At 75.2% G+C, this 12,117-nt stretch carries 12 protein-coding genes; 4 read left to right on the top strand and 8 right to left on the bottom strand.

Features of this window, described 5'->3' with window-relative positions:
* Nucleotides 1-37: 37 nt before the first annotated feature.
* From ACGFQ9_RS20455 to ACGFQ9_RS20435, 5 genes are all read right to left on the bottom strand, one after another.
* Nucleotides 38-667: an ATP/GTP-binding protein gene (locus ACGFQ9_RS20455; RefSeq protein ID WP_393575413.1), complete on the bottom strand. Its 630-nt coding sequence runs from the start codon at nucleotides 665-667 to the stop codon at nucleotides 38-40.
* On the bottom strand, nucleotides 667-1,044 hold the full coding sequence (locus ACGFQ9_RS20450) for a DUF742 domain-containing protein (RefSeq protein ID WP_393575412.1): 378 nt from the start codon (nucleotides 1,042-1,044) through the stop codon (nucleotides 667-669). The genes ACGFQ9_RS20455 and ACGFQ9_RS20450 overlap by 1 nt, the downstream gene beginning before the upstream one ends.
* A gap of 14 nt (nucleotides 1,045-1,058) precedes the next feature.
* The gene (locus ACGFQ9_RS20445) at nucleotides 1,059-1,508 is read right to left on the bottom strand and encodes a roadblock/LC7 domain-containing protein (RefSeq protein ID WP_393575411.1); all 450 of its coding nucleotides are present in this window, start codon (nucleotides 1,506-1,508) and stop codon (nucleotides 1,059-1,061) included.
* Entirely contained in the window at nucleotides 1,505-4,429 is a 2,925-nt protein-coding gene (locus ACGFQ9_RS20440) for a nitrate- and nitrite sensing domain-containing protein (protein ID WP_393575410.1), read from the bottom strand. The genes ACGFQ9_RS20445 and ACGFQ9_RS20440 overlap by 4 nt, the downstream gene beginning before the upstream one ends.
* Nucleotides 4,430-4,496: 67 nt before the next feature.
* Nucleotides 4,497-5,273, bottom strand: coding sequence for an MHYT domain-containing protein (locus tag ACGFQ9_RS20435; RefSeq protein ID WP_393575409.1), 777 nt, complete (start codon nucleotides 5,271-5,273; stop codon nucleotides 4,497-4,499).
* Nucleotides 5,274-5,451: 178 nt separating this feature from the next.
* Here ACGFQ9_RS20435 and ACGFQ9_RS20430 point away from each other — a divergent pair, with 178 nt between their 5' ends.
* Nucleotides 5,452-6,051 (top strand): class I SAM-dependent methyltransferase, encoded by a 600-nt coding sequence (locus ACGFQ9_RS20430; protein ID WP_393575408.1) that lies wholly within the window; start codon nucleotides 5,452-5,454, stop codon nucleotides 6,049-6,051.
* A gap of 30 nt (nucleotides 6,052-6,081) precedes the next feature.
* Here the strand turns inward: ACGFQ9_RS20430 and ACGFQ9_RS20425 are convergent, their stop codons facing one another.
* A complete protein-coding gene (locus tag ACGFQ9_RS20425; protein WP_393575407.1) occupies nucleotides 6,082-7,002 on the bottom strand; it encodes an oxygenase MpaB family protein in 921 nt (306 codons plus the stop codon).
* Nucleotides 7,003-7,156: 154 nt separating this feature from the next.
* Between ACGFQ9_RS20425 and ACGFQ9_RS20420 the strand changes: the two genes are divergently transcribed.
* Both ACGFQ9_RS20420 and ACGFQ9_RS20415 read left to right on the top strand, forming a co-directional pair.
* Nucleotides 7,157-7,945 carry a hypothetical protein gene (locus ACGFQ9_RS20420; RefSeq protein ID WP_393575405.1) on the top strand — a complete coding sequence of 263 codons (789 nt, stop codon included), beginning with the start codon at nucleotides 7,157-7,159 and terminating at the stop codon, nucleotides 7,943-7,945.
* Nucleotides 7,946-8,067: 122 nt separating this feature from the next.
* A complete protein-coding gene (locus tag ACGFQ9_RS20415) occupies nucleotides 8,068-8,529 on the top strand; it encodes an SAM-dependent methyltransferase (RefSeq protein WP_393575404.1) in 462 nt (153 codons plus the stop codon).
* Nucleotides 8,530-8,608: 79 nt separating this feature from the next.
* Here ACGFQ9_RS20415 and ACGFQ9_RS20410 read toward each other — a convergent pair whose 3' ends face one another.
* Together ACGFQ9_RS20410 and ACGFQ9_RS20405 are read right to left on the bottom strand one after the other, a co-directional pair.
* Complete coding sequence (locus ACGFQ9_RS20410) at nucleotides 8,609-9,154, bottom strand: MOSC domain-containing protein (RefSeq protein WP_393575402.1); 546 nt, start codon at nucleotides 9,152-9,154, stop codon at nucleotides 8,609-8,611.
* 46 nt (nucleotides 9,155-9,200) lie between these two features.
* A complete protein-coding gene (locus tag ACGFQ9_RS20405; protein WP_393575400.1) occupies nucleotides 9,201-9,383 on the bottom strand; it encodes a hypothetical protein in 183 nt (60 codons plus the stop codon).
* Nucleotides 9,384-9,587: 204 nt separating this feature from the next.
* On the opposite strand from ACGFQ9_RS20405, the gene ACGFQ9_RS20400 reads away from it, so the two are divergent.
* Nucleotides 9,588-12,117 (top strand): SNF2-related protein (locus ACGFQ9_RS20400; protein ID WP_393575398.1); only part of this gene is annotated, 2,530 nt, incomplete at its 3' end.

The following is a 12,117-nucleotide window of genomic DNA, read 5'->3' as shown; positions in this document are numbered from 1 at the left end:
CGTCTGCGGGTGAGGGTGAGGCTGAGGGTGCGCGTGGTCACGCGGGGTCGGTCTGGGGTGCCACCGAGTCCAGCAGCCGGGCGGTGTGCACCCGCCCCGCGTACTCGACCAGGCGGATCAGCACCTCCTTGCCGGAGTCCTTGTCCCGCGCGTCGCACAGCAGCACCGGCGTACCGTCCTCCAGGTCGAGCGCCCGGGACACCTCGTGCGCCCCGTAGGCCCGGGCGCCCGCGAAGCAGTTGACGGCCACCACGAACGGGATGCGCCGGTGCTCGAAGTAGTCCACCGCCGGGAAGCAGTCCTCCAGCCGCCGGGTGTCGGCCAGCACCACCGCGCCGAGCGCTCCCTGCGACAGCTCGTCCCACAGGAACCAGAACCGGTCCTGGCCGGGGGTGCCGAACAGGTACAGGGAGAGCCCCGTCCTGATGGTGATCCGCCCGAAGTCCATGGCCACGGTCGTGGTGGTCTTCTGGTCCACCCCGCCCGTGTCGTCGACCAGTTCGCCGGCCTCGCTCAGCAGCTCCTCGGTGCGCAGCGGACGGATCTCGCTGACCGCTCCGACCAGGGTCGTCTTGCCGACCCCGAAGCCTCCCGCCACCAGGATCTTCAGCGCGAGCGCGGCCAGTTCGGTGTCGCCCCCGCCGAGCCGCCCCTCGTCCAGTCCCATCACAGCGCTCGCAATCCCTCGATGACTTCTCGCAGAATCCGCTCGTCCGGCAGCTGGGCGGGCGGTACGGGGCGGCTGACCCGGACGTGTCCGGACTCCAGCAGGTCGCCCAGGAGGACGCGCACCACACCGACGGGCAGGTCGGCGTCGGCGGCGAGTTCGGCGACCGACTGGGTCTCCGCCCGGCACAGGCCGAGCAGGGCGCGGTGCTCGGGTCCCAGGAGCTCCTCGTCGCCGTCCGGGCCTCCGGGATCCACGGCGACCAGGGCGATCAGGTCGAAGCGCACCCCGTGGGGTCCCGGCCGGGTCCGCCCGCCGGTCATCGCGTACGGACGGACGAGCGGGCCCGCCTCCGCGTCGTACCACAGACCGTTCATCCGCCGGGCCGCCCTCAGCCCGCGGCCGGGGGACGCGCCGCGGACCGCGGCGGGGTGTAGAGGTGCTCGCCGACCCGCTTGACCAAGCGGGCCATCTCGTAGGCGATCAGGCCGATGTCGGCGGCGGCCGAACTGAGCACGGCCAGGCAGGAACCGTCTCCGGCGGCCGCGACGAACAGGAAGCCCTCGTCCATCTCCACCATGGTCTGGCGCACGCCCCCGGCGTGGAAATGCCGTCCCGCGCCCTTGGCGAGGCTGTGGAAGCCGGAGGCCACGGCGGCGAGGTGCTCGGCATCCTCTCGGCTCAGGGCGCTGGAGGATCCGACGGCCAGTCCGTCGTTGGAGAGCACGACGGCGTGCCGGACCTCGCGCACCCGGTGCACCAGGTCGTCCAGCAGCCAGTCCAGTTCACCGGAGCGGCGGGCTCCGTCGTAGCCCGGGTCGAATCTGTGCTGTTCGATCATCGCTGTCCTCTTTCACTGCTGTCTGCGGGGGCGCCCGGGACTGCCGGGGTCGCCGGACCCGCCGGGTCTGTGCGCACGGCGGGCGTGGCGTGTGCGGCGGGCGTGGCGTGTGCGGCGGGCGTGGCGTGTGCGGCGTGTGCGGCGTCCTCGGTGCCGCGGACCCAGCCGGCCCGGTAGGCCGTCATCCGGTCCCGGGCCTCCTCCGGGCTGCGGCCGCGCGGGTCCTGCGGGGTGCGGGTGCCCGCGGCGCCCTGCCCGGCTCCGGCCTCCGGGGACGCCTCGCGCAGCTGCGGCACGAGGCTGGCCTGCCTGACCCGCCTCGGCAGTTCGGTCACCTCGGCCAGGACGGCTCTGACGGCGGGCACGGCACGGGGGCCGGGGGTGCCAGGGGTGCCAGGGGTACGGGACGTACCGGACGTGCCTGAGGTGCCCGGAGTTCCGGGAGTGCCCGGGGTTCCGACGGTGACCGGTGTGCCGTTCCCGCGCAACCGCAGGGTGGCCACCGGAGCGGGCCGTTCGGCCCGGGGTACGGGGGCCGCCGCGGGCACGGGGCGCGGGCGCGGCATCTCCCGCGGTACGGATCCACGGGAGCCGGACCCCGCGGTGGGGGCCGGCTCCGGCTCCGGCTCGGGGACCGGAGCCGGGGCCGGGGCAGGGGACGCGGCCTCCTGCGGTCCGGCGGCCGGACCTGCGGGGATCGCGCTCTGCAGCAGGGCGTTGGGCAGCAGCACCACCGCGGTGGTCCCGCCGTACGGGGAAGGACGCAGGTGCACCCTGATCCCGTGGCGGGCGGCGAGCCGGCTGACCACGAAGAGCCCGAGCCGGTCACTGTCGAAGAGGTCGAGGGCCTCGGACTGCTCGATGCGGCGGTTGGCCTCGGCCAGGGTGTCGCGGCCCATGCCGAGTCCGCGGTCCTCGACCTCGAGGACGTATCCGGTGCCGACGGGTTCGCCGGTGACCCGCACCTTGGTGTGCGGCGGGGAGAACTGGGTGGCGTTCTCGATGAGTTCCGCCATCAGGTGGGTGAGGTCGGCGACGGCGGCGCCGGTCACCGCGGCCTCGGCGAGCCGGCCGACCTCGACGCGGGGGTAGTCCTCGATCTCGGAGACGGCCGCGCGTACGACGTTGGTGAGCGGGACGGGTATCCGCCAGGCGCGGCCGGGGGCGGCACCGGACAGGATGATCAGGCTCTCCGCGTGGCGGCGCATACGGGTGGTGAGGTGGTCGAGGCGGAACAGGTCGCCGAGCTCGCCCGGGTCGTCGGCACGGCGCTCCATGGCGTCGAGCAAGGCGAGCTGGCGGTGGACGAGGACCTGACTGCGGCGGGCGAGGTTGACGAAGACCCCGGAGATCCCGCCGGCGAGTTCGGCGCGTTCCACGGCCGCGCTCAGCGCGGCCCGGTGGACGGTGGACAGGGCCTCGCCGACCTGCGCGATCTCGTCCTCGGCAGGGTTTCCGGGCGGGGCTTCGGCCAGGACGTCGATGTCCTGTCCGGCCCGCAACCGGTCCATGGCGTGCGGGAGTTTGCGGTGGGCGATCTCCAGGGCGCCGTTGCGCAGCGAGACCAGCTCGACGACGAGGCCGCGGCCGATGCGCACGGAGATGAGCAGGGAGGCGACGACGGCGGCGAGGCCGAGCACGACCGCGGCCCCGGCGGTACTGAGGACGCCCTGGGCGAGGGGATCGGTGCGGTCGGCGGCTCCGCGCCGGGCCGCGGTGCCGATGTCCCGCATCGCGGTGGTGACCTCGGTGTGGGCGGTCTCCCAGCCGGCGGGGGCGCCGTGCGCCTCGCGGCCGGTACCGGCGGCGAGCACCCGGTCCTCGGCTGTGGTGAGGCCGGCGTGCGCGGTGCCGGTGAGCACGGCCTGCCAGGCGGTGGCCTGCGGGGCGGGGAGGTCGCGGGCAGCGGCGGCGGTGAGGGTGCGCCGGGCCTCCACCGTGCCGGCGAGACGGCGGAGGGATTCCGCGGTGCGCTGGCCGGGGAGGGCGAGCAGCGCGTCCTCCCGGGCCAGGAGCTCGGCGGCGCGGGTGAATTCGAGGAGGACGCGGGCGTCGGCGCCGAGCCCGGCGCCCGGGAGGGCCGTGACCGCCCCGTCGGCGCTCAGGGCCAGGTCGATGACCTCGGTGTACGTCGTGTAGGCCGCGTCGGGGGTGGTCTTGCGGGCGGCGATGTCGGCGCGGACGGTGCCGAGGGCCTCGGCGGCTACGACGAAGGAGCGCAGCCGGCGGGCCACGTCGGCCGGGTAGTCGCCGGAGTCGGCGACGGTGTGCCGGTCACCGAGGCGGAGCGCCCGCACGGCGGTTTCGGTACGACGGCCCTGCTGTTCCAGGTCCGGGGCCTGAGCGGGGCCGGCGCCGGTGCTGCCGCCGCTGCCGGTGCCGCCGCCGCTGCCGCCGCCCGTACCGGCCTCCGCCAGGAAGCGCACTGCCGTGCGGCGCTCGGCCTGGAGTTCGGTGACGGCCCGGGCGACCGGGGTGCCGATCTGCTCGTCCACCTGCCGGACGCGGCTCAGCCGGGCGACGTCCTGGGCCGTGTTGACGGTGGCGAAGGCCCAGAGGGCGAGGAGGGACATCACGGGCACCATCAGCAGCGCGATGATCTTCCCTCGGACCGTTCCGGTGCGCAGCCGCAGCCGTGCGGCGGGGCCGCGGCCGGCCCGGCCGCCCTCCGGCGGGGTGCCGTCCGGGGGCCGCACCCCGTCCTCGTGGTCCTCGTACGACCCGGCCGGGTACCCGCCGACCGGGTGAGGACCGGCCCGGTACCGGCCGGCCGGATCTCCGTCGGCCGCCTCTCCGTCGACCGGCTGCCCGACGGCCGGCAGCTCGTCGGCGGGTGGCCCGGCGTGGGCCCGGCGCCCGCGCGCCGGGGGCGCGGGCAGCCGGGGCGCCCGGTCGGCGTCCGTCCTGCGGGGTCTGCGCATGGGCTCCTCGTTCCGGTCGGTCCGGTCGTGGTGTCGGGTGGGCCCGGTGGCCGTCCCGGTGGCCGTCTCAGTGGGCGGCGGCCCGCCCGCCCAGGCTGCGGGCGTGGGCGGACGCGGCGCGTTCGCCGGCGGTCGGAGAGAGGGCGACGAAGGCGGAGGTCAGGAAGAGGTAGGAGCCGAGGCCGACCGCGAGGGGGAAGACGAACTGCATGGCGGTGGCGCCGGGAAGGGGCGTGTCGGAGGGGGTGACGGTGACGGCCACGGCCGCCATCCCGGTGTAGTGCATGCTGCTGACGGCGGCTCCCATGACCAGGGAGGCGACGGCCACGGCCGCCGGGGACTTGATGTTGAGGGCGGCCCAGAGGGCCGCGGTGGCGGCGACGACCGCGATGGCCACGGAGAGGCCGACGGTGACCGGGTCGTAGCCGATGGTTCCGTGCAGGCGCAGGGCGGCCATGCCCAGGTAGTGCATGCTGGCGACGCCCAGGCCGGTGGTGAGTCCACCGAGGACGAGGGCCCGGCCGCGGTCGCGGCCGTAGCCGACGGCGAAGACGCCTGCGCCCACCACGGCCATCGCCACGAGCAGGCTGAGGATGGTCAGCGGCACGTTGTAGTGGATCTCGGTGCCGGTGACGCTGAAGCCGAGCATCGCCACGAAGTGCATGGTCCAGATGCCGGTGCCGATGGCGGAGGCCGCGGTGAGGAGCCAGTTGCGGCGGGAGCGTCCGGTGGCGGCGAGCGCGCGGACGGTGCAGCGCAGCCCGAGGGCCGCGCCGAGCGAGGCCATCGCGTAGGAGAGAACGGGGGTCAGCCAGCCGTAGGCCGCGTGGTCCAGGTGTCCCATGGCCCAGGGACGCTAGTCCGGGTGACGGCACGAACAAGGGAAGCATTTCAAAAGCTGCTGGAACTGCCGGAATATGACAGAGATACGTTCACCTCGGACCGTGCCGGGTGTCAGTCCGATCACGGTCCGCGCACAGCGGACCGTACGCCCGGCGGCTCCGGTGCGGGATCATGTGCGCATGAGCGAGGACCACACTCACGTGCAGGAGTTCTTCGGCGTGCGCGCCGCCGGCTGGGACCGCAAGTTCCCCGGCGACGGGCCGGCCTTCGCCGCCGCGGTGGCCGAGTCGGGACTGCGGCCCGGGGACCGGGTGCTGGACGCCGGCTGCGGCACGGGACGCGCCCTGCCCGCGCTGCGGGCCGCCGTCGGTCCGACCGGGACCGTCATCGGGGCGGACCTGACCGCCCCGATGCTGGCCGAGGCGGTCCGTGCCGGCCGCGACTCCGACGGGACGCTGCTGCGCACCGACGTGGCCCGGCTGCCCCTGCGTGACGGGTGCCTGGACGCGGTGTTCGCCGCCGGCCTGATCGCGCACCTGCCCGAGCCGGCCGAGAACCTGCGCGAGCTGGCCCGGGTGGTGCGGCCCGGCGGCCGGCTCGCCCTCTTCCACCCGATCGGGCGAGCGGCACTGGCGGCCCGGCACGGCCGCGAGCCGTCCCCCGAGGACCTGCGGGCCGAGCAGAACCTCGGTCCGCTGCTGGCCGGTTCGGGCTGGCGGATGGTCTCGTACGCCGACGAGGACGCCCGCTTCCTGGCCCTGGCCGTACGGGACTCCTGACGCGCGGGCCGGGGACCGGCAGGTACGGGGTCAGCCGCCGGCGGGCGGCTGCGCGCCGGCTCCCGTGGCGCGGCGCTGGTGCGGGACCGGGCAGCCGCCGTGGCCCGGCACCGGGTGGGTGCCCAGCTCGCCGACGTCGTAGCCACCGGGGTAGCTCTTGATCTCCGGGTTCTGCCGGGCGTAGTGCGGGGCGCTGCGCGGCGGCAGCAGCCGGACGGCCCGGCCGCGCAGCCGCAGGGCGCCGCGGACCAGTTTCCGGACCGCCGGACCCGGCTGCTCGTAGCGGAAGGCGTGCAGCAGCGGTTCGTCGAGGAGGGCCAGGCTCGCGGTGCGCAGCAGCGGGGCGAGCGGGGCCGGGTACCAGGAGGCCATCAGGTCGAGGGTGGCGTCGGCCACCGCCCGGCCGCCCTCGTCCCAGCCGAAGTGCTCCTTCTCGTAGGCGACGAGGGCGGCTTCGAACTCCTCGTAGGAGCCCGGAACCTCCTGGATGCCCAGGTGGCGGCCGAGAGTGGCGTAGTAGTTCGCGCAGGCACGCCGCTCGTGGGCGGTCAGCGGGCGCCAACCGTAGTCGTCCAGCCAGCGCTTGGGAATCACCACAAAAGTGCACAGGACGTACCGCATGTCCTCGTTGCCGATGTCGTAGCTGCGGTGCATCCGGTTGATGCGGCGGATCGCGGTGCGCCCGGTGTCGCTCTCGAAGCCGTGCTCCACCACCGCGTCGAGCAGCAGCGTGGTGTCGTCGTAGCGGCGCTGCGGCCGGTCGGTGAACTCGGCGGTCTCGGCGAGCAGGCGGCCGATGCTCGGCACCGCGTAGGTGCGGTAGAGGGCGAGCTCCAGGGCCCTGGTGAAGTCCCACGGGAACTCGTAGGTGGCGGTCAGCCGGTAGATGGCGAGGAAATCCTGGTCGGCGTCCAGGCGGAGGATCTCCTTCAGCCGGTCGTAACGCTGCACCGGGGCCTGCCTTTCTGTGGCGGAGGTCCAACTCTACGTGCAGGTAGCGGCCTTGGAAATCGCCGCCCGTGGGCTCTCGACGTACGGGTTACCGGCTGGTTAGGGTGCGCCGACGAGAGAACGACCGGGAGGCGATGTGTCGGAGGAGACGGCGGTGTCGGCTGCTTCGGCGGTGGCCGAGGACGCGGGTGACGGGTCGCTGTACGTGCTGACCGCCGTGCTGCTGACTCCGGCGCAGTTCCCCAGCATCCTGGGCGACGACTACCCCCAGGCGTGCGCGCTGCTCGGGGTGGCACCCGCGGTGGACGGGTACGGGCTGGTGCTCGGCCAGGACGAGGAGGGCGCCCGGTGGACCGTGGTCGTCGACGACGTGTCACTGGTCGCGACGGCCATCGCCTCGTGGGACTGCGGGATGGAGTACGACCTGTCCCCCGACGAGCGCACCATCGTGGTCTCGCTGGCCGGCTGGCCGCTGGACCTGGCGGTGGCGGCGCCCGGACTGCCGGACCCGCACGACCCCGAGCAGGGCGCGGACGGCACCGGCCGGGTACCGCTGGCTCCGCCCTCCGCGGAGGTGTGGGGCCCGGCCCAGCGCCGGATGGGTGCGGACCAGATCGCGCTGCAGTGGGCGGACTGGCGGGAGCGGTTCCGGGCCGGCGGGCGGAACCGGGTGGCGCACGCGGGGCTGGACAGGGCCCTGAATCAGGCACGGGGCTACACCGAGAGCCCGCCGCCGCCCGGGCGGGTGCGGTCGTCCTTCGCGGGCGAGGACGCCCGCATGCTGCGGGTCGACGGCCCCGGCTGGTCGCTGGTGGCCCGGACGGACGACATCGCCTTCGTGCTGCTGGACGAGGAACCGAGCGGGGTCATTCCGGTGCCCCGCGACGCGGAACTGCCAGGTCTGCTGGAGGGCCTGGACCGGGTGGCCGTACGGCCCTCCTGAACCGGGTCGGCGTACGGCCGGCCCGAACGGGGCGACAGCCTGCCCGAACGGGGCGACAGCCCGCCCGAACCGGGTGGCCGTACGGCCACCTGACGGAGACGGACCGGATCGAGGGGGAGCACATGCGGGTGGAGAGCGAGCCGGTCGGCACGGTGGTGGGGGGCCGGGCGGAGGTCCGGGACGACGAGTGGGGTCCGGAACGGGCGGTGATCCGGCTGGACGCGTCCCGGTTCGGGCCGGAGGCGCTGTACGGGCTGGAGGACTTCTCGCACCTGGAGGTCGTCTTCCTCTTCGACCGGGTGCCGGCCGAGAAGGTCGAGACGGGGGCGCGGCATCCCCGGGGCAACCCGGACTGGCCGCTGGTCGGGATCTTCGCGCAGCGCGGCAAGAACCGGCCGAACCGGCTGGGGGTCTCGCGCTGCCGGCTGCTGAAGGTGGACGGGCTGGACGTACACGTCGAGGGGCTGGACGCGGTGGACGGGACTCCCGTGCTGGATCTCAAGCCCTACATGGCCGAGTTCGGGCCGTCGGGCCCGCTCCGGCAGCCGGAGTGGGCCACGGTCCTGATGCGCGAGTACTACTGACGCCGCTCACGCCCGGGGGCCGGGCCGGACGTGCGGGCCGGCCGGGCGGGCCGGGCTGGTACGCCGCCCGGCCGGGTGGTCACACCCGTTCCAGCGGTTCGTGCGGCCCGGCGGGCAGGGTGACCGTGATGCCGTCGCCCGGGCGGACGGTGCCACCGCGCCGGACGACGCCCATGATCCCGGCCTTCCGCACGATGGCTCCGTCGGCGTCCCGGCCGACCACCTGCTTGAGCAGGCCCTCCCGGAAGTGGTCGATCTGCAGGCAGGGATTGCGCAGGCCGGTGATCTCGACCTCCGCCTCGGCGCCCAGCCGCAGCACGGCCCCACGGGGCAGCGCGTGCAGGTCGATCCCCTCCGTGGTCACGTTCTCCCCGAGCCCGCCCGCGCCGACCTCGAAGCCCGCCGCCGCCACCTCGTCGAAGAGCTCACGGTGGATCAGGTGGACCTGACGGAGGTTGGGCTGGGTCGGGTCCTCGGCCACCCGTGAACGGTGCTTGACCGTGACCCCCGCGTGGACGTCGCCCTCCACACCCAGCCCGGCGAGCAGCGTGATGCTGTCCCGGTTGGGCTTGCTGAAGGAGTACTCCGCGTTGCTGCTGACCGCCGCGACGACCGCCGTGCTCATTCTCTTTCCCCCTGTCCCCGGGCCGGCCTGCGCGCGGGCGGCGCGCTCAGCGGCCTATCTGCTTGCGTGTGGTGCGCCTCAGCCGGCGCCGCTGTGAGGAGTCCAGCAGCAGGTAGGCCGCCGCGGGCACTCCGATGAGCACCAGCAGCCCCGGCCAGAACCCGACCGTCCAGAACAGCACGATGGCCGCCACCACTCCCGCGGCGGCGACCTTTCCGCTCGTCGACATCCCTCGGCACCTCCTCCTGCGCCGTCCTGCAGACCCGTTGCCGCCCCGCATCCCGATTCGGGCGGCACTCCTACAACGTACCCGGCGGGGCGGCCGTTCCCGGCGCCGGAAAGTGATCCGGGTCACGGCCCGGCCGGGTCCGCGCGACCCGTTCGTGGGGTACCGTCGTCCGCCTCGTACCCGGTAGTCAAATTTGAGGAATGCGTGCTTCCCAAGATCGACGACCTCATCCGCTGCTCCGCCGTCTTCCTGCCCGCCGATCCCGCCCGGACCGGCCGCGTGGCCTTCCTGCCACCGGAGGACGGGCACCTGCCCGCGCCCGGCGGGGCCGTTTCGCCCGAGTTCCTGCTCGTGGTGGACCCGGGCCTCCGGCCGGTGCCGGCCACCGCCCTCGTGCTGCCGCTCGCCGACGCGCTGCCGGTGCTGATCCGCGCCCGCGTGCGGAGCGGTGACGGGCCGTACCCGGCCGGGGCGGACGCCCCGGCCCCCTCCCCCGCAGCCGCCTTCTGGGGTGCGGCCGCCCTCCTCGCCCTCGGGCTCACCGCCCGTGGTCTGCTGCTGCCCGGCCTGACCGCCACCGACCACGACGCCTGGCGGATCGGCCCGCTCGACGCGGCCGACCTGGGCCGGGTGCGCGAGCTGGCCGCCGCGATGCCGCCGGCCGCGCACTGCGTCCCGGTGGACGGGGAACCCCTGCGGCTGCCCGCTCCCGAAGCCCTGCTGCGCCGCTTCCTGGACGCCGTGGCCGACACCCTCCCCCGCACCCCCGCCGCACCGGCCGCCGCCGGCGGGCCCGCGTTCGCCGCCGCGGAGCCGGCCCGGTACCCCGCCCTGCGCACCTGGGCCGCCGAGGTCGCCGCGGGCCACGACGCCGGCGTACGCGTCTCCCTGCGCGTGGAACTGACGGACCGGCCCGGCACACCCGGGGAACCCGGATTCCGTGCCGTGCTCCAGCTGCACGGCGTGGCCGACCCCTCCCTGGTCGCCGACGCCGCCGCGGTGTGGACCGGTTCCGGGCCCGCGGCGGCCGGGTTCGGTCCGCGCGCCCGGATGGACGCGCTGCTCGCGCTGCGCCGCGCGGCCCGCCTGTGGCCGCCGCTGTCCCCGCTGCTCAGGGCCGCCGTCCCGGACGCCGTCGACCTGGCCGACGAGGAGGTGGTCGAACTGCTCGGCGAGCCCGGCCGGGCGCTGGCAGCCGACGGCGTGCGGGTGCACTGGCCGCGTGACCTGGCACGCGGTCTCACCCCGCGGGCCGTGATCGGCGGCGACCCCTCCCGCCCGTCCTCGCACGGAGGGCCGGGAGCTCCGGGAGCGCCGGGAGGGCGGGGGCTGCTCTCCCCCGACGCCCTGCTGTCCTTCGACTGGCGGCACGCACTCGGTGGCGGGACGCGAGACGCGGGTGGTACGGGCGAAACGCGCGACACGGACACCGGGGCCGGCCTCGGGACCGACCTCGGGGCCGGCCTCGGGACCGACCTCGGGGCCGGCCTCGGGACCGACCTCACCCCGGCCGAACTCGACCGTCTCGCCGAAGCCGCCCGCCCCCTGGTCCGGCTCCGCGACCGTTGGGTCCTGGTCGACCCCGCCGAGGCGCGCCGGGCCCGGGCCCGGCAGGAGCACCAGGTCACCGCCGCCGACGCGCTGGCCGCCGTACTCACCGGGTCGACGGAGGTGGACGGAGAGCGGGTCGGGGTCACCGCGACCGGGGCGCTGGAGCGGCTGTGGACCGTACTCACCTCCGCCCCGGAGGAGCGGGCCGGGGAACCGGCCGGCAGCCCGGCCGCCGCCAGGCCTGCGGCCGCCGTCCGCCCGTTCGCCCAGCCCGCCGCGCTCGCCGCCACCCTGCGCGACTACCAGCTGCGCGGCCTGGCCTGGCTGGACCGGATGACCTCGCTCGGCCTCGGTGGCTGTCTCGCCGACGACATGGGCCTGGGCAAGACCATCACCCTGATCGCCCTCCACCTGCACCGGCAGCAGGATCCGGCGACGGCCGGACCGACCCTCGTGGTCTGCCCGGCCTCGCTGCTCGGCAACTGGCAGCGGGAGATCGGGAAGTTCGCGCCGGGCACCCCCGTACGCCGCTTCCACGGCCCCGGCCGGGACCTGGCCGGACTGTCCGACGACGCCGTCGTGCTCACCACGTACGGCACCATGCGCCTGGACGTACCCGCCCTCACCGCCACCGGCTGGGGCATGGTCGTCGCCGACGAGGCACAGCACATCAAGAACCCGCGTTCGAGCACCGCCCGGGCGCTGCGCGCCGTACCGGCCCCGGCCCGGATCGCGCTCACGGGCACCCCGGTGGAGAACGACCTGACCGACCTGTGGGCCGTGCTCGACTGGACCACCCCCGGCCTGCTCGGCCGCCTCGGCACCTTCCGTACCCGCTACGCCGACGCCGTGGAATCCGGCCGCGACCCGCAGGCGGCGGCACGACTGGCCGCCCTGGTGCGGCCGTTCCTGCTGCGCCGCCGGAAGTCCGACCCGGGGATCGCCCCCGAACTCCCGCCCAAGACCGAGACGGACCACCCCGTGTCCCTCACCTCCGAGCAGGCATCGCTCTACGAGGCCGTGGTCCGCGAGACACTCGACGCGATCTCCGCGGCGGACGGCATGGAGCGGCGCGGTCTGGTGGTCAGGCTGCTGGCCTCGCTGAAGCAGATCTGCAACCACCCCGCGCAGTTCCTGAAGGAGGAGCGGCCCCGCATCCCGCACCGTTCGGGGAAGCTGGCCC

Origin of the sequence: Streptomyces sp. NPDC048603, from assembly GCF_043199475.1 — a bacterium.
Taxonomy (GTDB): Bacteria; Actinomycetota; Actinomycetes; order Streptomycetales; family Streptomycetaceae; genus Streptomyces.
This window is presented reverse-complemented; position numbering and strand designations above follow the sequence as displayed.